16 protein-coding genes and 2 pseudogenes are annotated in these 20508 nt (G+C 70.3%); 7 read left to right on the top strand and 11 right to left on the bottom strand.

The features are described 5' to 3' along the window. Positions 1 to 21 precede the first annotated feature (21 nt). On the top strand, positions 22 to 1317 hold the full coding sequence (locus AC07X5_RS04160) for a DUF445 domain-containing protein (RefSeq protein WP_494769132.1): 1296 nt from the start codon (positions 22 to 24) through the stop codon (positions 1315 to 1317). Here AC07X5_RS04160 and AC07X5_RS04165 read toward each other — a convergent pair. From AC07X5_RS04165 to purU, 6 genes and pseudogenes are all read right to left on the bottom strand, one after another. After that, a complete protein-coding gene (locus AC07X5_RS04165) occupies positions 1314 to 2039 on the bottom strand; it encodes an LrgB family protein (protein WP_494769133.1) in 726 nt (241 codons plus the stop codon). The two genes, AC07X5_RS04160 and AC07X5_RS04165, sit on opposite strands and share 4 nt — an antisense overlap. Beyond that, a pseudogene (locus tag AC07X5_RS04170) lies at positions 2023 to 2397 on the bottom strand (CidA/LrgA family protein). Before AC07X5_RS04170 ends, AC07X5_RS04165 begins: the two are co-directional and overlap by 17 nt. Positions 2398 to 2452: 55 nt before the next feature. After that, the gene (locus AC07X5_RS04175; protein WP_494769134.1) at positions 2453 to 3976 is read right to left on the bottom strand and encodes an FAD-linked oxidase C-terminal domain-containing protein; all 1524 of its coding nucleotides are present in this window, start codon (positions 3974 to 3976) and stop codon (positions 2453 to 2455) included. Positions 3977 to 4044: 68 nt separating this feature from the next. Beyond that, positions 4045 to 4584 carry a GNAT family N-acetyltransferase gene (locus tag AC07X5_RS04180; protein ID WP_494769135.1) on the bottom strand — a complete coding sequence of 180 codons (540 nt, stop codon included), beginning with the start codon at positions 4582 to 4584 and terminating at the stop codon, positions 4045 to 4047. After that, entirely contained in the window at positions 4581 to 5489 is a 909-nt protein-coding gene (locus AC07X5_RS04185; protein ID WP_494769136.1) for a LysR substrate-binding domain-containing protein, read from the bottom strand. Before AC07X5_RS04185 ends, AC07X5_RS04180 begins: the two co-directional genes overlap by 4 nt. Positions 5490 to 5497: 8 nt before the next feature. Beyond that, positions 5498 to 6349, bottom strand: a complete 852-nt coding sequence (gene purU, locus AC07X5_RS04190; RefSeq protein ID WP_409960356.1) for a formyltetrahydrofolate deformylase — start codon at positions 6347 to 6349, stop codon at positions 5498 to 5500. Between the two features lie 52 nt (positions 6350 to 6401). On the opposite strand from purU, the gene AC07X5_RS04195 reads away from it, so the two are divergent. Further along, positions 6402 to 8387 (top strand): putative bifunctional diguanylate cyclase/phosphodiesterase, encoded by a 1986-nt coding sequence (locus AC07X5_RS04195; protein ID WP_494769137.1) that lies wholly within the window; start codon positions 6402 to 6404, stop codon positions 8385 to 8387. Positions 8388 to 8583: 196 nt separating this feature from the next. Here AC07X5_RS04195 and AC07X5_RS04200 read toward each other — a convergent pair whose 3' ends face one another. Continuing rightward, complete coding sequence (locus tag AC07X5_RS04200) at positions 8584 to 9435, bottom strand: ChaN family lipoprotein (RefSeq protein WP_494769138.1); 852 nt, start codon at positions 9433 to 9435, stop codon at positions 8584 to 8586. A 173-nt stretch (positions 9436 to 9608) separates the two neighbouring features. On the opposite strand from AC07X5_RS04200, the gene AC07X5_RS04205 reads away from it, so the two are divergent. Genes AC07X5_RS04205 through AC07X5_RS04215 form a run of 3 tightly spaced genes read left to right on the top strand, consistent with a single transcriptional unit; the run spans position 9609 to position 14452 of the window. Further along, positions 9609 to 13178: a ribonucleotide reductase barrel domain-containing protein gene (locus AC07X5_RS04205; RefSeq protein ID WP_494769139.1), complete on the top strand. Its 3570-nt coding sequence runs from the start codon at positions 9609 to 9611 to the stop codon at positions 13176 to 13178. A gap of 49 nt (positions 13179 to 13227) precedes the next feature. Continuing rightward, positions 13228 to 13893, top strand: a complete 666-nt coding sequence (locus tag AC07X5_RS04210) for a nitroreductase family protein (RefSeq protein WP_409960352.1) — start codon at positions 13228 to 13230, stop codon at positions 13891 to 13893. Next, on the top strand, positions 13889 to 14452 hold the full coding sequence (locus tag AC07X5_RS04215; protein WP_494769460.1) for a hemerythrin domain-containing protein: 564 nt from the start codon (positions 13889 to 13891) through the stop codon (positions 14450 to 14452). The genes AC07X5_RS04210 and AC07X5_RS04215 overlap by 5 nt, the downstream gene beginning before the upstream one ends. Positions 14453 to 14492: 40 nt before the next feature. On the opposite strand, the pseudogene AC07X5_RS04220 reads toward AC07X5_RS04215, so the two are convergent. Continuing rightward, positions 14493 to 15194: pseudogene (locus AC07X5_RS04220) on the bottom strand (GNAT family N-acetyltransferase); the annotation flags it as partial. 115 nt (positions 15195 to 15309) lie between these two features. Between AC07X5_RS04220 and pdxR the strand changes: the two are divergent. Together pdxR and AC07X5_RS04230 are read left to right on the top strand one after the other, a co-directional pair. Next, on the top strand, positions 15310 to 16827 hold the full coding sequence (gene pdxR, locus AC07X5_RS04225) for a MocR-like pyridoxine biosynthesis transcription factor PdxR (RefSeq protein WP_494769461.1): 1518 nt from the start codon (positions 15310 to 15312) through the stop codon (positions 16825 to 16827). Between the two features lie 101 nt (positions 16828 to 16928). Continuing rightward, positions 16929 to 17996: an AbrB family transcriptional regulator gene (locus tag AC07X5_RS04230; RefSeq protein ID WP_494769140.1), complete on the top strand. Its 1068-nt coding sequence runs from the start codon at positions 16929 to 16931 to the stop codon at positions 17994 to 17996. Positions 17997 to 18014: 18 nt separating this feature from the next. Here the strand turns inward: AC07X5_RS04230 and AC07X5_RS04235 are convergent, their stop codons facing one another. The 3 genes from AC07X5_RS04235 to AC07X5_RS04245 form a co-directional block, all read right to left on the bottom strand. After that, entirely contained in the window at positions 18015 to 18311 is a 297-nt protein-coding gene (locus AC07X5_RS04235; protein ID WP_409960350.1) for a BTH_I0359 family protein, read from the bottom strand. Between the two features lie 224 nt (positions 18312 to 18535). Then, positions 18536 to 19693 (bottom strand): DUF3108 domain-containing protein, encoded by a 1158-nt coding sequence (locus AC07X5_RS04240; RefSeq protein ID WP_409960349.1) that lies wholly within the window; start codon positions 19691 to 19693, stop codon positions 18536 to 18538. 19 nt (positions 19694 to 19712) lie between these two features. Continuing rightward, on the bottom strand, positions 19713 to 20495 hold the full coding sequence (locus tag AC07X5_RS04245; RefSeq protein ID WP_409960348.1) for an IclR family transcriptional regulator: 783 nt from the start codon (positions 20493 to 20495) through the stop codon (positions 19713 to 19715). Between the last annotated feature and the right edge of the window lie 13 nt (positions 20496 to 20508).

A 20508-nucleotide genomic window follows, 5' to 3' on the forward strand; every position in this document is an offset into this window, starting at 1 on the left:
GCGGCGCTGCTGCGCCGCCCGATGGCATCTTCCACCGACGCGGACGCCGCCCATGCGGCGCTGCGCAAGGCCAAGCGGCAGGCCCTGGCCCTGCTGCTGCTGGCGACTGCGGTGTTCATCGGCACCAGCCTGGTGGAGCGCGGCCTGGCCCTGAACTGCCTGAAGGCCGTGGCCGAGGCGGCCATGGTGGGCGCGCTGGCCGACTGGTTTGCCGTGGTGGCCCTGTTCCGCCACCCGCTGGGCCTGCCGATCCCGCACACGGCCATCATCCCGCGCAACAAGGACCGCATCGGCCGCAACCTGGCCGGCTTTGTGCGCGACAAGTTCCTCGACGCGCCCTCGCTGGTGGCGCTGATCCGCCGCCACGACCCGGTGGCGCGCGTGGCCGACTGGCTGGTTGCACCGGGCAACACCGCCTTGCTGAGCCAGCAGGCCGTGCGCCTGGTCTCTGCGGGGCTTGACGCCGTGCAGGATGCGCAGGTGGAGCGCTTCATCCAGCGTGCCGCCCGCACGCTGATCGGGCAGATCGACCTGTCGCAGACCATGGCCACGGTGCTGGGTGCGCTCACGCACAACGGCCGCCACCAGGCGCTGCTCGACGATGGGCTGGCCCGGCTCATCACCGTGCTGCAGAGCGAGGAGACGCGCGACCTGATCGCGCGCACCATAGTGCAATGGCTCAAGAAGGACCACCCGGTCAAGGAGAAGATGCTCCCCACCGACTGGCTGGGCGACAAGGGCTCGGCGATGGTGGCCAATGCCCTGGCCGGCCTGCTGGCCGAAGTGGCCGCCAACCCGCAGCACCAGTTGCGCGATCGTTTCGATGAGGCCGTGCAGCGGCTCATCGAGCGCCTGCAGACCGACCCCGACTGGCAGCAGCGGGCCGATGAGATCCGCCAGTACCTGCAGACCGACGCCACGCTGGGCCGCTATGTGCAGGAGCTGTGGCAGGGCATGCGCACGGCGCTGCGCCACGACCTGGCCCAGCCTGATTCGGCCGTGGCGCGCAACGTGCAGGCCATGGGCGCCTGGCTGGGCCGCTCGCTCGCGGACGATCCGGCGCTGCGTGAATCGCTCAGCGCACGGCTCGAACGCTGGGCCGAGGGGCTGGCGCCCGAGGTGTCCGCGTTCATCGCGCAGCACATCGAGGACACCGTGCAGCGTTGGGATGCGCAGGAGATGTCCGAACTCATCGAACTGCAGGTCGGCCGGGACCTGCAGTACATCCGCATCAACGGCACGGTGGTGGGCGGGCTGATCGGCCTGGTGCTGTTTGGCGTCTCGCACGCGGGTGAGATCGTGCGCGCCCTGCGTTAGAAGAGTTTCACCACCAGCGGCACCAGCAGCGCTGCCAGCACCACCTGCAGGCCCAGCGCCAGGCCAGCGTAGGCGCCTGCATCGGGATCGTCCTGCAGGGCCTGCGCGGCGCCGATGCCATGCGAAGCCGTGCCCAGTGCAAAGCCGCGTGCCACCATGCCGGGCGCATCCGTGCCCACGCGCAGCCAGCCAAACAGGGTGCGGCTCGAAAGTGCGCCCACCATGCCGGTGAGCACCGCGAACAAGGCCGCCAGCGCCGGCACGCCGCCGATCTGCGCGGCCACGCCCATGGCCACGGGTGCCGTGACCGATTTGGGCGCCAGCGACATCAGCATGTCCAGCGGCGGGCCCATGGCCCAGCCCAGGCCCACGGCACTGGTGGCCGCCGCCGTGCCGCCGGCCAGCGCGGCCAGCAGCAGGCGGCCCCAGCGCTGGCGCAGCTCGGCCCGGCGCAGCCACAGCGGCCAGCCCAGGGCCACCACGGCTGGCCCGAGCAGAAAGTGGATGAACTGCGCTCCGGCAAAGAAGGTGGGGTAGGCCGTGCCCGTGGCCAGCAGCGCACCGGCCAGCACCACCACCGACCACAGCACCGGGTTGGCCCAGGCCGCATGGCCCATGCGTGCGGAAAACGCCTGCGCCAGCACGTACACCGCGAGCGTGGCCGTGAGGCCGAACAGTGGCGCTTGCGAGAGGTAGAGCCAGAGCTCAACGAAGTTGGCCATCACCCGCCTCCCGGGTTTCCGGCTGGGGCCTGAACAGGCGCAGCACCAGCACTGTGGCCGCCATTCCGGCCCAGGTGGACAGCACGATCACCACCACCAGGCGCAACCCATAGGCGCCCAGCAGATCGAGGTGCGTCATCACCCCCACACCCACCGGCACGAACAGCAGCGACAGGTGGGTGAGCAGAAAACCTGCCGCTGGCGCCACGGCCCGCTGCACCGGGCCCTATTGCAGCGCCAGGAGCAGCAGCACCATGCCGACCACCGGGCCGGGCACGGGCAGGTGCAGGAAATGCGACAGTGCCTCGCCGGCCGACTGCATGAGCAGCAGAAAGGCCAGGCCTTGCAGGCCCTTCATGGGGCCGGGTGCGGGTGGCGTCGCAGTGGGCGGCTCTGGGTGTTGCACGAGGGGATCAGAACCGGGGCAGGTCCGGGTGCTTGATCTGCCCCGCGCGCACCAGCATCTTGCCGTACTCCGCACAGCGGTGCAGTGTGGGGATCACCTTGCCGGGGTTGAGCAGGCCGGCCGGGTCGAAGGCGTGCTTGAGGCCCGCCATCTGCGCGTTTTCCTCGGCGCTGAACTGCACGCACATGCTGTTGAGCTTTTCCACGCCCACGCCATGCTCGCCCGTCACCGTGCCGCCCATGGCCACGCTGGTCTCCAGGATGTCGGCGCCGAAGAGTTCGCAGCGGTGCAACTGGTCGGGGTCGTTGGCGTCGAACAGGATCAAGGGGTGCAGGTTGCCGTCGCCCGCGTGGAACACGTTGGCGCAGCGCAGCTGGTATTTCTTCTCCATCTCGGCAATGGCCAGCAGGATGTCGGCCAGGCGCTTGCGCGGGATGGTGGAGTCCATGCACATGTAGTCGGGGCTGATGCGGCCGCTGGCGGGGAAGGCGTTCTTGCGCCCGCTCCAGAAGCGCAGGCGCTCGGCCTCGTCGCGGCTTACCGAGATGGCCACCGCGCCCGCGGCGCGCAGCACCTCGGTCATGCGGCCGATTTCTTCCTCCACCTCATCGGGCGTGCCGTCGCTTTCGCACAGCAGGATGGCCTCGGCACCGAGGTCGTAGCCCGCGTGCACGAAGTCCTCGACCGCGGCAGTCATGGGCTTGTCCATCATCTCCAGCCCTGCCGGGATGATGCCGGCGGCGATGACGGCTGCCACCGCAGCGCCCGCCTTGCGCACGTCGTCGAAGCTGGCCATGATGCAGCGCGCCAGCTGCGGCTTGGGGATCAGGCGCACCGTGACCTCGGTGGTCACGGCCAGCATGCCTTCGCTGCCGATCACGGCTGCCAGCAGGTCGTAGCCGGGGGCATCGAGCGCATCGCTGCCGAATTCCACGGCCTCGCCCTCGATGGTGAAGCCGCGCACCTGCAGTACGTTGTGCACCGTGAGGCCGTACTTGAGGCAATGCACGCCGCCCGAGTTCTCGGCCACATTGCCGCCGATGGTGCAGGCGATCTGGCTGCTCGGGTCGGGCGCGTAGTACAGGCCATAGGGCGCGGCCGCCTCGCTGATGGCCAGGTTGCGCACGCCGCATTGCACCAGGGCCGTGCGGCTCACCGGGTCCACGTTGAGGATGCGGTTGAACTTGGCCAGCGACAGTGTCACGCCCATGGCATCGGGCATGGCCCCGCCGGACAGCCCCGTGCCCGCGCCGCGCGCCACCACGGGCACATGCAGCCGGTGGCAGGCCTGCAGCACGGCCTGCACCTGCTCGTAGGTTTCGGGCAGGCAGACCACCAGCGGGCGCTGGCGGTAGGCCGTGAGCCCGTCGCATTCGTAGGGGGTAGTGTCTTCGGCGTGCCAGAGCAGGGCGTGGGCGGGCACGGTGCGGGCCAGGGCCTGCACCACCTCGGCCTGGCGCGCAGCGCGCTCGGCTGGCGTGGGCCCGGTGGGCGCGTTGGCTGCGAGGGAGGAAAGGGAGGCGGTCTGCATGCCGCCACTGTAGGCCATGGCGGCGCCGGCCGCCGTGAGATTTTTGGAGGGCCGGCGTGAAATCCGGTTCAAGGCCCGGCAGGGCCGCCCGGCGCCAGCGCGCAGACCTGGCGCAGCTCGTCAATCGGCGCTCCAGCCACCGTGATGGTCCTGGCGCTCGCCGGCTCGGGGGCGAAGCCCAGCGCCGCATAGAAGCGGATGGCCCGCTGGTTGGCGGCCAGCACCCACAAGCTGGCCTCGGCCTTGCCCTGTTCCAGCATCCGCTCCCGGGCCTGCTGCCACAGCGCCTGGCCTGCGCCCTGCGACCAGCAGGCAGGGTCCACATAGATCGCCCAGACCTCTCCCCGGGTCGCTGGGGCATCCGCATCGCGGCAGTCGCCGAAGGCGATCCAGCCTGTCACGGCGCCGCCGTCGTCCTGCGCCAGCAGCAGCCCAGGCCTGCCCTGGGCAATCGCCTGGGCCCAATAGGCTTCGCGCTGCGCGGTGGACAGGGCCGCCAGGTAGGCCTCGTCGATGATGCCCGCATAGGCCGCCTTCCAGGCCGCGACGTGGATGCGTGCGATAGCCGCGGCGTCTTCGCGTTGTGCTGGGCGGATGCGCAAGCTCACACCATGATCTTGCGCAGCCATTCGGCAAAGGCCGCGCATTCCCAGCGGTCCATGGTGCCGGTGCGCCAGCACAGGTAGTGGGCGTGGGGGCTGGTGGTGTCGGTGTCGAACAGGCGCACCAGGGTGCCGTTCTCGAGCCAGGGTGCACCGAGCTTCAGGCGCACCAGGGCCACGCCCATGCCGGCCGCCGCGGCGTCGCACATCAGGCCGATGTCGTTGAACTGCGAGCCCTCGCTCGGCTCGGACCAGTCCAGGCCGGTGGCCCCGAACCAGGTGCGCCATGGTTCGAGCGGGCTGCGCAGCAGCGCCACACCCTCCAGGTCCTCGGGGCGCTCGAAGGGGCCGTGCTCGCGCACGAAGGCCGGCGAGGCCAGCGGGGTGACCACGTCGCGCGCCAGCTCCACATGCTCCACGTCGGCATAGTGGCCGGCGCCGAAGCGCACCATCAGGTCGGCGTCTTCGGCCACCACGTCCAGGAGCGGGATGGAGACCTGCAGCGCCAGGTCGATCTCGGGATAGGCCTCGGTGAACTGGCGCAGGCGCGGGATCAGGATGGTGCGCGCGAAGGTCGGCGTCACGGCCAGCTTGAGCCGGCGCCGGCCGGGGGCTGCTGCCGCGCCCGGAAAGCGCTGCAGCGCCCCCAGCCCCTCGCGCACATGGGCCAGGTAGGCGCTGCCCTCGGTGGTCAGCGAGAAGTCGGCACGGCCGAACAGGCGCACGCCCAGGATCTGTTCGAGCTGCTTGACGCGGTGGCTCACCGCGCTGGGCGTGACGCACAGCTCGTCGGCCGATTGCGTCACGCTGCGCAGGCGCGCCAGTGCCTCGAAGGTCAGCAGGCACTGGATGGGCGGGATGCGCCTGGCCGCGCTGCTGAGGAACGAAGAGGAAGGGGCGGCCGTGGCCATCGGGCTCCTCAGCGGAAGATGACCGTCTTGTGCCCGTTGAGCAGCACGCGGTGCTCGCTGTGCCACTTCACGGCACGGGCCAGCACCTGGCTTTCGGTGTCGCGGCCGCGGGCCGTGAGGTCTTCCACCGTGTCGGTGTGGTCGGCGCGGGCCACGTCCTGCTCGATAATCGGGCCTTCGTCGAGGTCGGCGGTGACGTAGTGGGCCGTGGCGCCGATGAGCTTCACGCCCCGGTCATGCGCCTGGTAGTAGGGCTTGGCGCCCTTGAAACTGGGCAGGAAGCTGTGGTGGATGTTGATCGCGCGGCCGGCGAGCTTTTTGCACAGGTCGTCCGACAGCACCTGCATGTAGCGCGCCAGCACCACCAGCTCGGCTCCTTCGGCCTCGATGATCTCGTACTGCTTGGCCTCGGCCTGCGCCTTGGTGGCGGCAGTCACAGGGATGTGGTGGAAGGGCACGTTGTAGCTGGCGGCCAGCTGGTAGAAGTCGCGGTGGTTGCTGATGATGGCGCGGATGTCCACGGGCAGCAGGCCGGATTTCCAGCGGAACAGCAGGTCGTTGAGGCAGTGGCCTTCCTTGCTGACCATGAGCACGGTCTTGACGGGCTGGGCCGTGGCGTGCAGGCTCCAGCGCATCTGGTTGGGTTCGGCGAAGGCCGCGAGGCGCTCGCGCAGCGTGGCATGGTCGTGCTGGTCGCAGGCGAACTGCACGCGCATGAAGAACAGGCCGGTGGCGTGGTCGTTGTACTGCGCGGCTTCTTCGATGTTGCCGCCGTGCTCCAGCAGGAAGCCGGAAACGGCGTGCACGAGCCCCAGGCGGTCGGGGCAGGACAGGGTGAGGATGTAGGCTTGGGTCGTCATAGCTGCGCCATTGTCGCAGCAAGGCCCGGAGCAGGTTTGGAAGAAGGATTTCATGCAAGAGTCTGGTGGCCCGCGGTCGTTGGTTCCCTGGTGCGTGGCGGCGCTTTACCTGGTGCTGGGTGTGGTGTGGGTGTTCGTGGGCGATCTGCTGCTGGCCCGCTGGGTCACGGACCCGGGCGAACTGGCCCGCTATCAGACCTGGAAGGGTTGGCTCTACGTGCTGCTGACGGGTGCGCTGGCCTGGTGGCTGGCGCACCGCGCCCACCGCGCCGAGGGCGCGCGCATGCGCATGCACCAGGACCTGGGCGACATCGCCGCCGTACGTACAGCCCTGGCCACCAGCGAGGAGCGCCAGCGCCTGGCCAGCACGGTGGTGGACAACACCGGCGAGGGCGTGGTGGTGACCGATGCGCAGGGCCGCATCCTTTCGGTCAACGCGGCCTTCACGCGCCTGCTGGGCTATACCGAGACGGAGCTGCTGGGCCAGAACCCGCGCGTCTTCAAGTCGGGCCGCCACGACAAGGCCTTTTACGACGCGATGTGGGCGTCCATCGACGGCACCGGCCATTGGCAGGGCGAGATCTGGAACCGGCGCAAGAACGGCGAGGTGTTCCCCGAGCACATGTCGCTGAGCGCCGTGCGCGACCCGGCGGGTACGGTGACGCACTACGTGTGCATGTTCTCCGACATCTCCGCAGAAAAGGCGCAGCAGCAGCGCCTGGAGTTCCTGGCGCACAACGATGCGCTCACGGGGCTGTCCAACCGCCTGCGTTTCGGTGCCGAGCTGTCCGAGGCCGTGGGCGAGGCGCGCCTGAGCGGCGAGCACCTGGCGGTGCTGCTGATCAACCTGGACCGCTTCAAGGACGTGAACGACAGCTATGGCCACGCCACCGGCGACCAGGTGCTGCAGCACATCGCGAAGAAGGTGCAGTCGGCCCTGCGCCCTGGCGATCTGCTGGGGCGCATGGCGGGCGATGAGCTGGCCGTGGTGGCGCGCCACATGCGCAACTCCGAGGGCGCGGCCGCCGTGGCGCGCCAGCTCATTGCCGCCGTGGCCGAGCCCTGGCGCTCGCCCGATGGCCTGGAGGTGGTGGCCGGCGCCAGCGTGGGCATCTGCATGTTCCCCACCCATGCCGACACGGTGGAGGGCCTGCAGCAGGGTGCGCACGCCGCCGTCTATGGCGCCAAGGCGCGCGGGCGTGGCGCCTGGTGCTTCTTCCACGAGACCATGACCCAGGCCGCGCGCGAGCGCCTGGCGCTGGAGTCGCGCCTGCGCCTGGCGCTGGCCCAGGGCCACATGGAGGTGTACTACCAGCCCCAGGTGGACATTGCCACGGGCCGCATCGCCGGGGCGGAGGCCCTGGTGCGCTGGAACGACCCCGACGAGGGGCTCATCTCGCCCGCGCGCTTCATCCCCGTGGCCGAGACCTCGGGCGTCATCGGCCCGCTGGGCGAGTGGGTGCTGCGTGAAGTCTGCCGCCAGGGCCGGCAGTGGCGTGACGAGGGCCTGCCGGAGGTGACGCTGGCTGTGAATGTCTCGCCGCGCCAGTTCCACCTGACCGATGTGGCCGGCTGCACGGCGGCGGCATTGGCCGACGCGGGCTTTCCGGCGTCGCTGCTGGAGCTGGAGATCACCGAGTCCGCGCTGGCTGAGCGCGCCGAAGAAGCCCTGCAGGTGCTGCTGGGCCTGCGCGGCCTGGGCGTGCGCATCGCGGTCGACGACTTCGGCACCGGCTATTCATCGCTGGCCCAGCTCAAGCGCTTTCCCATCGACGTGCTCAAGATCGACCAGGGCTTCACCCGCGACATTCCGCAGAGCGCCGACGACATGGCCATCAGCGCGGCCATCATCGCCATGGGCCACAGCATGGGCCTGTCGGTGCTGGCCGAAGGCGTGGAGACCCCCGCGCAACTGGCTTTCCTGCAGGAGCGGGGCTGCGATGCCTACCAGGGCTACCTGTGCAGCCGACCCTTGCGCGCGCCGGCGTTTGCCGCGCTGCTCCGGGCACAGCCCGCGCCAAGCCTGGCTGGCGGCTGAGCAGCCGCGCCGTTGTCGAGCCCGTATCAGTTATTCATCGCGCTGCGCGCCACCCGCGACGTCTGAAACTGGCGCGGCCCAAGCCAGTGCCCCCGCGCAAGGGCCGCCCCGCCGCGCTGGGGGCGTCCCCCTCCCAGATTGCGAAGCAATATGAGAGAGGGGTGAAGGCGCGAAGCGACTCAGGGGGTGTTTCATTTCAGGGCTTGCGCGGTGCGGCCTTCCACTGCTCGCGCAGCTCGGCGCAGGCGTCGCGCGGCGGCAGCGCGGGCGTAGGGGCCAGCAGGTCGGCATCGGCGTGCGTGGCGTCGGCCTCGCCGCCGGCCCGCGCCACCACGACCTGGGCCTTCACGCCGCTGCCCAGGTGCGTGGGTACACCCAGGCTGCGCCAGACATGGCCGGCCCCGGCAATGAGCAGTACCGTCTTGCCGGGCTGCAGGGCGGACGTGGCCACCTGCGCCATGCTGGCGTCGCGTGCGATCTGGATGCGCGCCATGGGCGCGATCTGCGATTCGGGGAGCAGGCCGCAGTGGCCGTCGCGGATCTCCGTGTACTGGCGTTGCAGCGCCGGGGCGGGCAGGTGCGCATCCCACTGCGCCTGGCCCATGGTGGCGCGCATCTGGCTGCGCGGCAGGTTGCCGCCCAGCACCGGCGCCCCCGCGCCCACGGCAGCCATCACCACCGGGCCGTATTTCGCCCAGGGCCATGCCTTGTCCTGCCAGTTCAGGGCGGCCTGGGCCTGGGCCTCGGTGGCATCCGTCGGCAGGCCGGCGGTGCTGCCGCCCTGCTCGGCCATCTCCATCACGACAGCGGCGAGCATGCCGCGCGCAGCCAGCCATTGCACGGCCTCGCGCTGCAGGCGCTGGTGGTCGGCGGCATCGTGCTGCTCGCCCAGCAGCAGCACGTCCGCAGGCAGCACCTGCTGCAGGCGGGCGGGCCAGGCGGGGGCCACTTCGGAAGGCTGGTGCGCGCAGCCGGCGAGCGCCAGCGCTGCTACCAGGGGCAGGGCCCGGCGGGCCATGGAGATGGCCGAAGATGTAATGATTCTCATATCGCAATGCTAACGACCCCGAGGGCCGATCTCTTGGAGCAGCCACCGGGGACTGAGGCCACGGTGGCAGTGTGGCTATAGGGCCGATGTATGGTGCTGCTTTCGCCCCGGCCACCCGGTTTCAGCGTGCGGGGAACCCTGTCTTGTTTGATGGAGCGCAAGGACCTTCAGCCATGAAACGCGAAACATCCAGCGCTTTGACCGGCGCCACCTCCATGCAAGCCATCAGCCTCGACGTCCTGCGCGAGAAATACCTCAAGAACGGCGAGACCAGCGCCGACGATCTATACCGGCGCGTGGCCCGCGCCCTGGCCTCGGTCGAGGCCCCGGCCCTGCGCGACAAGTACGAAGCGCTGTTCCTTCACAACCTGCAGGCCGGCGCCATCGGTGCCGGGCGCATCATGAGCGCGGCAGGCACCGACATCCAGGCCACGTTGATCAACTGCTTCGTGCAGCCCGTGGGTGACTGCATCCAGGGTGTGGACGAGGGCGGCTACCCGGGCATCTACGAAGCCTTGCGCGAAGCGGCCGAGACCATGCGCCGCGGCGGCGGCGTGGGCTACGACTTTTCGCGCATCCGCCCCAAGGGCGCGCGCGTGGTGGGCACGGCGTCGACGGCCTCAGGGCCGTGCAGCTACATGAACGTGTTCGACCAGTCCTGCTCCACGGTGGAAAGCGCTGGCGCGCGGCGCGGTGCGCAGATGGGCGTGCTGCGCATCGACCACCCCGATGTGCAGGAATTCATCACGGCCAAGCGCACGCCTGGGCGCTGGAACAACTTCAATGTCTCGGTCGGCGTGCCCGACGCCTTCATCCAGGCGGTGGAGAGCGACAGTCCCTGGGAGCTGGTGCACCGGGCCCGCCCCGGCCAGCCGCTGATCGACCAGGGCGCCCACCAGCGTGCGGATGGCCAGTGGGTCTATGCCACGGTGCCGGCGCGCACGCTGTGGGACACCATCATGCAGTCGGCCTACGATTTCGCCGAGCCGGGCATCCTGTTCCTCGACCACATCAACGAGGACAACAACCTGCACTACTGCGAAGACATCGCGGCCACCAACCCCTGCGTGACGGCCGATACCTGGGTGCTGACCGCCGAGGGGCCGCGCCAAGTGGCCGAGCTGGTCGGCCAGCCCTTCCATGCTGTGGTCGACGGGCGCGCCTACCGCGTGGAAAGCCAGGGCTTCTTCCAGACCGGCACGCGCCCTGTGCTGCGCCTGCAGACCCGCGAAGGCCACGCGCTGCGCCTCACGGCCGAGCACCGCGTGCGCCGCGTGGCGCGCAAGACGCGCTACTGCCTGGAGGTCGAGTGGACCGAGGCGGCGCAGCTCTCGCCCGGCGACGAGATCGTGCTGCACGACCACCGGGCCCTGCAGGGCTGGGCCGGCGCCGGCAGCGAGGCCGAGGGCTACCTGCTGGGCCTGCTCATCGGCGACGGCACGCTCAAGGCCGACAAGGCCGTGCTCTCGGTCTGGACCCCCGAGCTCAAGGCCGTGGGGCAGGGTGCGGTGGCCTATGCCGCCACAGGTGCCGCGGGCATCGTGCAGGCAGCCGAGGCTGCCGCAGCTACTCTGGCGCACCGCGCCGATTTCGGAGGCTTCCAGCGGCCCGTGGCGGGTCGGGGCGAGGCGCGCATGGCCAGCGCTGCGCTGCGCGACCTGGCGTTCGGCCTGGGCATGGCACCGGGCCGCCAGACCATCACGCCCGCCATGGAGCGGCAGTCGTCGGACTTCGCACGCGGCCTGCTGCGCGGCCTATTCGATGCCGATGGATTGGTGCAGGACAGCCAGGACAAGGGCGTGAGCGTGAGGCTTGCGCAGAGCGATGAAGCACTGTTGCAGACCGTGCAGCGCATGCTGCTGCGCCTGGGCATGGCCTCCACCCTCTACCGCGACTGGCGCGCTGCGGCCGAGCGCCCCATGCCCGACGGCAAGGGCGGCCTGCGGCTGTATGGCACACGGGCCCAGCACGAGTTGGTGCTCTGCGGCGACAACATCGCCTTGTTCGCCGAAGCCATCGGCTTTGCGGATACGGACAAGGCCCAGCGACTCGACACAACCCTGGCGGGCTACCGCCGCGAGCTGGACCGTGAGCGCTTCACGGCCACCGTGCAGGCGCTGGTGGACGATGGCGTGGAGAATGTCTACGACGTGACCGTGGCCGACGTGCACGCCTTCGACGCCAACGGCATCGTGGCGCACAACTGCGGCGAGCAGCCGCTGCCCTCCTACGGCTGCTGCGACCTGGGCCCCATCATCCTCACGCGCTTCGTGCGCAACCCCTTCGGCTTTGGCGGGGTGGCTGCGTTCGATTTCGAGGCCTTCGCGCAGACGGTTGCATTGCAGGTGCGGGCACTCGACAACGTGCTCGATGTGACTTTCTGGCCGCTGCCGCAGCAGCGCGACGAGGCCATGGCCAAGCGGCGCATCGGCGTGGGCTTCACGGGTATGGGCAATACGCTGGCCATGCTGTGCCTGCGCTACGACCTGCCCGAGGGGCGCGAGATGGCGGTGCGCATTGCCTCGGCCATGCGCGATGCCGCCTACCTGGCCTCGGTGGACCTGGCGCGCGAGAAGGGTGCGTTTCCGAAGTTCGAGGCCGGGCCCTACTTGTCGGCCGGCACGTTCGCGAGCCGCCTGCCCGAACCGATCCAGGACGCCATCCGCACGCATGGCATCCGCAACAGCCACCTACTGTCCATCGCGCCCACGGGCACGGTGAGCCTGGCCTTTGCCGACAACGCCTCCAACGGCATCGAGCCGCCGTTCTCATGGACCTACAAGCGCAGGAAGCGCGAGGCCGACGGGAGCACCAGCGAGTACGCGGTGGAAGACCATGCCTGGCGCCTGTACCGCGAGTTGGGCGGCAACGTGCACCAGTTGCCCGAGTACTTCGTCTCGGCCCTGGAGATGCCGGCCGAGGGCCACATCGCGATGATGGAGGCCGTGCAGCCCTGTGTGGACACGGCCATCTCCAAGACCGTGAACATTCCGGTCGACTACCCGTACGAAGGCTTCAAGGACCTGTACCTGCAGGCCTGGCGCGCGCGGCTCAAGGGCCTGGCGACCTACCGGCCCAATACCATCCTGGGATCGGTGCTCGAAACGCACAGCGCCCCGGCGCCTGCGCCCGCCCCGGCGGCACCGCCCGTGGACCCGATGCGCACCGTGATCGAGAGCCGGCCCAAGGGCGGCCTCTCGGCCGTGGCCGAGAAGGTCGAGTACTGGACGCAGGAGGGCCGCAAGACCCTGTACCTGCTGGTCTCCTTCCTGCCCGTGCCCACGGGCGTGGGCAATGCCACGGTGGACCGGGCCATCGAGTTTTTCATGCCCGTGGGGCAGAGCGGCGAGTCGCAGCAGTGGATCACCTCCAGCATGCGCATGCTGTCGCTGGCGGCGCGCGGCGGCTTCCTGGAGCGCGCGCTCAGCGACATGCGCAAGGTGGCCTGGGACCGCGGCCCGGTGCGCCTGGGCACCCACCGCCGGGAAGACGGCACGCAGGTGCCGATGTGGCACGACTCCGAAGTCGCGGCCATGGCCTATGCCATCCAGAACATCCTGGCGCGCCGCGTGGCCGACCCGGTGCAGCAACTGCTGCCGCTGGATGAGCCGGCAGCGCCGCCCGTGGCCGTGCCGCAGGCCATGGCAGGCAAGAAGTGCGTGGAATGCGGAGCGCATGCCGTGATCCGCAAAGATGGCTGCGACTACTGCACGCAGTGCGGGCACACGGGGGCGTGCGGATGACTGCGCGCTGTGCGCCCTGCGCCTGCCGCCTGCCCGGGGAGGGCCGGCCATGACCGTCATCCCCTGGCCGCTGCAGCCTGCCGGTCCGCGCGGACGAGGGGCTGCGGCCGCGCAGCCCGATGCCTCCAGTGCCTGGGCGCTGCTGCGGGCCCGGCGCCATGTGCAGCCCGGGCGGCTGTTTGCGCCAGGGCCCGGCCCGGCGGAGCTGGCGGCCATCCTGGACGCCGCGGCGCACGTGCCCGATCCGGGTCAGGCGCTGCCCTGGCGCCTGGTCCTGGTGCCCGATGCGGCCCGCGCCGCCGTGGCCGGCGTGTGCGCGCAGGCGCTGCCTCCGGCCCCCGGGCAGCCGAACCTTGCGCAGGGCAAGGCCCTGGAGGCTCCCGCCCTGCTGCTCGCCGTGGTGGATGCCGGGCCGGACGAGGCCTGCGGCATGGGCCTGTCCGCGCGCCTGGTGTCGGCGGGCTGCGCGCTGCAGAACATGCTGCTGATGGCGGCGGCCCAGGGCTATGGCACCATGCTCTCGGGTGGCGAGGAACTGCAGGCGCCGCAACTGCGTGCGCTCTTCGGCCTGCGCGACAGCGAGCAGGCGCTGTGTTTCCTGGGCATGGGCACCGTGCAGGCGCGCAAGACGGCGGTGCGCGTGCGGCCCGCGGCGCGCACCTATGTGGGCACGCTCGGGGCGGACGGGCGCGTGCGGCCCCTGGGTCACCATTGAGGCCACCGGCGTGGCCACGCGACCGACCGGCTTGCCCGGGTTCAACACCCCGGCCGTGGGCTTCGAGGAGCCCTTTGCCATGCTGGAGGCCTGCCATGAGCGCGTGCAGCGCACGCTGGACCTGCTGCAGCGCCTGCGCGAGCACGTGAAGAACGTGGGGGCCGACGGGCCGGCCCGCCAGGCCGCGCTGGACGTGCTGCGCTATTTCGATGTGGCCGCGCCGCTGCACCACCAGGACGAGGAGCTGCATGTGTTCCCGCCGCTGCTCGCGCAGGGTCCGGCCGAGACCGCGGCGCTGGTGCAGCGCCTGCTGCAGGACCATGCGGCCATGGTGGACGACTGGGCCGCCGCGCGGCAGCCGCTGCTGGCGCTGGCCGAGGGGCGGACCCATGCCTTCGGCCCCCTGGACGACCCGGTGCTGGACCGTTTTGCCCAGCGATATATCCAGCACATCGAGGACGAGGAGGGCATCGCCTACCCGGCGGTGCAGGCGCTGCTTCCTCCAACTGCCCTGGTGCCCATGGGGCGCGAGATGGCGGCTCGGCGCCAGCAGCGGTGAATAGCCGCCTTCAGGCGGCGACGGCAGGCGTGGCCGTGCCGCGCAGTTCGGCGAGCGATGCGCGCTGCGCGCCATCGGCCGTGAAGTTGCCCGGAGCCAGCCAGCGCTCGAAGCCGGCCTTGAGTGTGGGCCATTCGCTGTCGACGATGGAGAACCAGGCCGTGTCGCGGTTGCGGCCCTTGTAGACGATGGCCTGGCGGAAGACGCCTTCGAAGCTGAAGCCCAGGCGTGCGGCGGCCTGGCGCGACGGACCGTTCAAGCTGTCGCACTTCCACTCGTAGCGCCGGTAGCCCAGGTCGGCGAACACGTATTTCATCAACAGGTACTGCGCTTCGGTGGAGATGGGCGTGCGCTTGAGCTGGGGCGAAAACATCACATGCCCGACCTCGACCACACCGTTGGCTGGGTCGATGCGCATCAGCGACAGCGTGCCTACGGCCTTGTCCGTGCGCTGGTCGATCACCGCGTAGTGCTGCGGGTCGGTGCTGGCGGCCGCCTGCTCGCAATGGGCGCGGTAGCTGGCCTCATCGGCAAACGGGCCGACCGCCATATAGGTCCAGTCCCGGCCGTCGGAGGCCTTCACATAGGCGGCATGCAACTGGGCTGCATGGCGCGCGGCGTCCAACGGTTCCAGGCGGCAAAAACGCCCTTCGATGGTGTCGCGTGCGGGCCGCTGGCGGGGGCTCCAGCCGGGCAGGGATGAGCCGACGGGTTGCTGGTGTTCGTTCAGGGTGGATGGCATGGAAAAAGAAGTCATCGGGAGCGAAGCGGTTGGAGCCTGCACGGTAAACTTGTCGTGGCCTTGTGGAAAGTGCCAGGATTTGGTTATTTTCAGGTGCCACGACATGACCCGCAGCATGCTCCAGGCCTCCCTTGCCCCACCCTCGGACGGCGTAGCCACCGCCATCGACGCGGTCCCGCGCCTGCTCGGCAGCGCACTCGACCATGGCCCGCAGGCCGCGCCGCTGCGCCGCCAGCTGTTCCAGCGGCTGCGCCAAGCCATCCTGCAGGGGCGGCTTGCAGCGGGCAGCCCGCTGCCGGGCTCGCGGGCACTGGCCGAGGAGCTGGGCATCTCGCGCAACACGGTCACGGCGGCGTACGAGCACCTGCTGGCCGAGGGCTATGTGCAGTCGGACCGGCAGGGCACGCGCGTGGCCGCCTTGTCTGCCGCCGCAAGCCCGCAGCCCGCAGTGCCTTTGGCTGTGGTGTCCCCTACCGCAGCCATGGCGGCCCGTCTGGAGCGCATCCGTCCGGTGGTGGCACGGCCGGGAGCGGTGCAAGCACTCAGTCCAGGCACGCCTGCGCTGTCCCAGTTTCCAGTCGCCGCCTGGCGCCGCGCCCTGGACCGTGCCGTGCATGAGGGCGGCAGCGGGGCGCTGGGCTATGGCGACCCCCTGGGAGAAATGATCCTGCGCACCGCCATAGCGCGTCACCTGGCCTTGGCACGCGGCGTGCGCTGCACGCCCGGGCAGGTAGTCGTCACCGAGGGCGCACAGGAGGCCCTGGTGCTGTGCGTGCGGCTGCTCACCAACCCCGGTGACACCGCCTGGGTGGAGGACCCGGGCTACCGGGGCGCCAAGTCGGCCATGCATGCGGGCGACCTGCGGACACTGCCGGTGCGGGTGGATGCGCTGGGCCTGGCTGTGCAGGAGACTGACTGGAGCGAGCGCACGCCGCGCCTGGTCTACACCTCGCCATCGCACCAGTACCCGGGCGGGGCGGTGCTGTCGGTGGCACGGCGCCTGGCGCTGATGGCGCAGGCCCGGCGGCATGGTGCCTGGATCATCGAGGACGACTACGACAGCGAGTTCCGCCACGCGGGCGAGCCCATTGGCGCCATGCAGGGCCTGGTGGACGATGCGCCCGTGCTCTATGTGGGCACGTTCAGCAAGACCATGTTCCCTTCGCTGCGCCTGGGCTTCCTGGTGCTGCCCGCGGCGGTGATGGCCGCCGTGCGCGAGCCGCTGGCCGAGATGCTGCGCGGCGGCCAGCGGCACACCCAGCTGGCGTTGGCGGACTTCATCGACAGCGGCCAGTTCAGCCGCCACCTGGGGCGCATGCGCCGACTGTACCGTGAGCGCCAGCAGCGATTGCGCAGCGCACTGGAGCAGCATCTGCAGGTGCCGCACGCCATCGAAGGCGGGCATTGCGGCATGCACCTCACGGTGCGCCTGCCGCCCGCCTACCCGGACCAGGCCATCGCGGCAGCAGCGCGCGACCACGGCATGGCGCCCTCGGCCCTGTCCGCGTTCGCCATGGCACTGCAGCCCGAGGACAACGGCCTGGTGATGGGCTATGGCAACACGCCCGCGGAGCTGTTCGAGCCTTTGATCCGACGGCTGTCGCTGCTGGCAAAAGCCACCCACAGCGGCTGAAGGCCTGCAACAGCCGCGATGCCTGCCATGCCACGGGGCGATTGCCGGGCGCACGGGCATGCCATGCCGGCAGGCGATACTCGCGGGTCCCCGCCCATCGTATGCGTACTTATTTCCAATTCGCCACCCGTGTGGTGCTCACTCTGGCCGTGGCCTGGGCCGCGGCGACCGCCTGCGTCACCCTCAAGACCCCGCTGCCCTGGATGATCGGGCCGTTGCTGGCCACCTCGCTGCTGTCCATCGCCGGCGCACCCACCGAGAGCTGGGGGCCGCTGCGCAATGCCGGGCAGTGGACCATCGGCGCCGCGCTGGGCCTGTATTTCACGCCCCAGGTCATGGTGCTGGTGGCCAGCCTGTGGTGGGCCATTGCGCTGGGCATTGTCTGGGCGCTGGTGCTGGGCTGGCTCTTCGGGGCCTGGCTGTACCGCGTGCATGCGCCGCGCATGCACGGCGTGCCCGCCAGCATGATGCGCGCCACCAGCTATTTCTCGGGCGCCATCGGCGCGGCATCGGAGATGACCCTGCTGGCCGAGCGCGAGAACGCGCGCACCGACCTCGTGGCCGCCAGCCACAGCCTGCGCCTTCTGATCGTGACCATCACCATCCCGTTCGCGCTGCAGTACAGCGGCTTGCACGGCATCGATACCCTGCCCCCCGCCACGCGCGTGGTGGACTGGCCGGGCCTGGCGCTCATGGCCGTGCTTACCGGGGCAGGGGCGCTGGCGATGGACAAACTGCGCCGTGCCAACCCCTGGTTCATGGGTGCGCTGGTGGTGTCCATGGGCTTCGCCATGGCGGGCATCAGCTTCTCTGCCGTGCCGCAGTGGCTGTCCAACGCGGCGCAACTGGTCATCGGGGTCAGCCTGGGCGTGCGCTTCAGGGCTGACTTCCTGCGCACGGCACCGCGCTGGCTGGCCAGCGTGGCGCTGGGCACTTTCGGGCTCATGGGCATCTGCGCGCTGTTCGCGGGCCTGCTGGCCTGGGGCACGGGCCTGCCCTGGGTCACGCTGCTGCTGGGCACGTCGCCGGGCGGCATCACCGAGATGGCGATCACCGCCAAGGTGCTGCAGCTGGGCGTGCCCGTGGTCACGGCCTTCCAGGTCTGCCGGCTGATTGCTGTGCTGATCCTGGTGGAACCGCTGTTCCGGCGGATCTACCCCGCAAGGTGATCCGCCACCGGCCGCAGGTCAGTGGACCACGACCGGGTTCTGCGCCAGGCCCGCATAGCGGTCCAGGGCGTCTTCCACCTCTTCCTGCGTGGGGGTGTCGCGCTGCCAGGCCAGGATCTGCTGCTGGAACATCTCTGCCCACGAGCCATCCAGGTAGACCTCCTTGCCCGAGCGCTTGTCCACGATCTCGAAGCCGTGGCGTGCGAGCTGGGGCTTGGGCGGTGCCGTGTCGTTGAGTGCCTGGGCGGCAGACTCCCTTGCGTCGGGCAGCATATGGACCACCACAAAGGATTCGGAGTCGTAGAGCATGTGCATCGTGTTCCCTTTGTCGATTTGAATGTCAGATGACAGCGGGTCGGCAGAGTTCAAGGCTTGTGGGCTGGCTCTGCGTGGTAACAGTATTTCACGAATCGTGCGCAGCGGCGGCGCCACAGGGGTATTTCACCGGCGGTGGAAAGAACACAACACCTGTCGGCACGCTCTCCTACAACGCATCCGCCGACCAGGCGGTGCACGTCGGCGCCTGGGCCCACGCAGGGTCAGGGTTTGTCGCTACCGCGCAGCAGCAGGTCGGCGAAGTCGCCGTTGGACTGGGTGAGCTTGATGCGCACGGGCAGGTAGTTGAGGCCGGGCGCCAGCCACAGCTCGGCTTTCTGGTCGTAGTCGCGCCGCGGCAGGCGCAGCAGCTTCAGGGTGGGCATGGCGCCCACGGGCAGGTTCAGCGTCTCGGGGGCTTCGACGCTGAAGGTCCAGCGGTCGGCATTGCGCGCGCTCACGGTGGTCAGCGTGATCTGCGTGCCCGGCGTGTAGCGGGCCGGGTCGGCCGACAGCATGGCCGCCAGCTGGATGAACATGCTCAGCCGGTCTTGCGCGCCGGGGCCGATGGCGGCCTGTGGCGTGTTGGCGCTGAAGGTCACGCGGCCCTGCGCATAGTCGAAATGCGCGGCCTGCTCGCTGCGCGAGCGGTCCCCGAAGCGCTCGGGTTGCAGCCCCTGGGCGCTCACCAGGCCGGTACTGCGCTGGCTGCGCGAACCGATGAGAAAGGCGCTCACTTCCTGGCGCGCCTCGTAGCGGCTGCCATCGTGCTGCCAAAGCAGCTCGGCCCGCGCCGTGTAGTCGAACTTCTTGGCCTGGCCCTTGACCTCGTAGGTCAGGCGCACGGGGGCCGGGATCTGCACCGGCGGCGCGGCGGCGCTGGCCTGCTGGCCGGTGCCGCTGCCGGGCGGGGCGATGTCGATGCCGGCGGCTGTGGGGTTCACCACCTCCGCCGGGGTGGATGCAGGAGCGGCCGGTGCGGATGCGGCCGCCACGGCAGCGGAGGCTGCGGGTTCAGGTGGTGCCGTGGTTTCGGCCACTGCGGGCGCAACTGCTGCTTCCGTGGCCGGCTCGGGGGGCGCCACGGGCTCCGGCGATGCCGTTGGCAGCTCGGCGGGCGGGGGCGCTTCGGCAACCGGCAGGGGGCGTGGCGTTCTCTTGCGTGGCACAGGTGCCGGCGCAGCGGGCGGCGGGGCCGGGGTGGCCGCTGGTGGTGGCAAGGGGGCGACCACGGGTGCGGGTGCCGCTGCAATGGTGCGCGTGCTGAATACCTGGCCTGTAGGGGCAGCCGGGCTGTCCCACACCAGGGGCACACCGCGCAGCAGCAGCCAGTGCAGCGCCAGCACCAGCGCGGTCAGGGCGATCAGCGCGCGCCGGGGCATCAGCGGGGCTGCCCTGCGGTCATGCGCAGCCTGCGCCCAGGTCGCGTGACAGCTGGGCCGCGGCGGCGCGCAGCGGGGCATCGATGGCGCCGCCCCATTCGGGGTCGAAGGTGGCGACGGAGCCCAGCGTGGTGATGCCCAACTCCAGATGGCCATCGGCATCGAACACCGGCGCGCAGAAGGCCACGATGCCGGGCAGCAGCGTGTCCACCACGCGCGCCACGCCGCGCTCGCGCACCTCGGCCAGCAGGGCCTGCACCTCGGCCATGGTGGTGGGCAGGTCGGCGCGCCGGTTCTTGGCGGCGCGCGCCATTTCTTCCTTGAGCAGGGGCGCCACGAGGTCGGGCGCCATGTAGGCGGCAAAGCAGCGGCCCGTGGCCGAGGACAGCAGTGGCATCACATCGCCCAGGCGCAGATTGGCCGTGACGGCCTGGGAGGACTCTTCCCAGTGCACGATGGTCGGCCCATGGTTGCCCCAGACGGCCAGCGCCAGCGTGTGGTGTATGTGTTCCATCAGCGCGGGCATGCGCTCGCGCGCCAGGCGCACCGCGTCGAGCCGGGCCAGCGACGCCAGCCCGAGCTTGAGCGCTGCGGGCCCCAGGTCGTAGCGTGCGGTGCGGCTGTCCTGCGTGACCAGTTCCAGGCGCTGGAAGCTCACGAGGTAACGGTGGGCCTTGGCAGCGCTCATGCCGGCCGATGCGGCCAGGTCCTTGAGCATCAGCGGTCCGCGGGCGCGCGTGAGGCCCTCCAGCAGCGCAAAACCGACCTCCACGGACTGGATACCTGCACGTTCTTTGTCCATGTGCACTAAAATT

This window comes from Acidovorax sp. GW458-11-26-14-TSB4 (genome assembly GCF_059423865.1).

Bases quoted from the DNA above. Each gene is read 5' to 3' on its own strand.
- AC07X5_RS04160 (WP_494769132.1), top strand. From the start codon at position 22: ATGGCATCTTCCACCGACGCGGACGCCGCCCATGCGGCGCTGCGCAAG.
- AC07X5_RS04165 (WP_494769133.1), bottom strand. From the start codon at position 2,039: ATGGCCAACTTCGTTGAGCTCTGGCTCTACCTCTCGCAAGCGCCACTG.
- AC07X5_RS04175 (WP_494769134.1), bottom strand. From the start codon at position 3,976: ATGCAGACCGCCTCCCTTTCCTCCCTCGCAGCCAACGCGCCCACCGGG.
- AC07X5_RS04185 (WP_494769136.1), bottom strand. From the start codon at position 5,489: ATGGCCACGGCCGCCCCTTCCTCTTCGTTCCTCAGCAGCGCGGCCAGG.
- purU (WP_409960356.1), bottom strand. From the start codon at position 6,349: ATGACGACCCAAGCCTACATCCTCACCCTGTCCTGCCCCGACCGCCTG.
- AC07X5_RS04195 (WP_494769137.1), top strand. From the start codon at position 6,402: ATGCAAGAGTCTGGTGGCCCGCGGTCGTTGGTTCCCTGGTGCGTGGCG.
- AC07X5_RS04200 (WP_494769138.1), bottom strand. From the start codon at position 9,435: ATGAGAATCATTACATCTTCGGCCATCTCCATGGCCCGCCGGGCCCTG.
- AC07X5_RS04205 (WP_494769139.1), top strand. From the start codon at position 9,609: ATGAAACGCGAAACATCCAGCGCTTTGACCGGCGCCACCTCCATGCAA.
- AC07X5_RS04210 (WP_409960352.1), top strand. From the start codon at position 13,228: ATGACCGTCATCCCCTGGCCGCTGCAGCCTGCCGGTCCGCGCGGACGA.
- pdxR (WP_494769461.1), top strand. From the start codon at position 15,310: ATGCTCCAGGCCTCCCTTGCCCCACCCTCGGACGGCGTAGCCACCGCC.
- AC07X5_RS04230 (WP_494769140.1), top strand. From the start codon at position 16,929: ATGCGTACTTATTTCCAATTCGCCACCCGTGTGGTGCTCACTCTGGCC.
- AC07X5_RS04235 (WP_409960350.1), bottom strand. From the start codon at position 18,311: ATGCACATGCTCTACGACTCCGAATCCTTTGTGGTGGTCCATATGCTG.
- AC07X5_RS04240 (WP_409960349.1), bottom strand. From the start codon at position 19,693: ATGCCCCGGCGCGCGCTGATCGCCCTGACCGCGCTGGTGCTGGCGCTG.
- AC07X5_RS04245 (WP_409960348.1), bottom strand. From the start codon at position 20,495: ATGGACAAAGAACGTGCAGGTATCCAGTCCGTGGAGGTCGGTTTTGCG.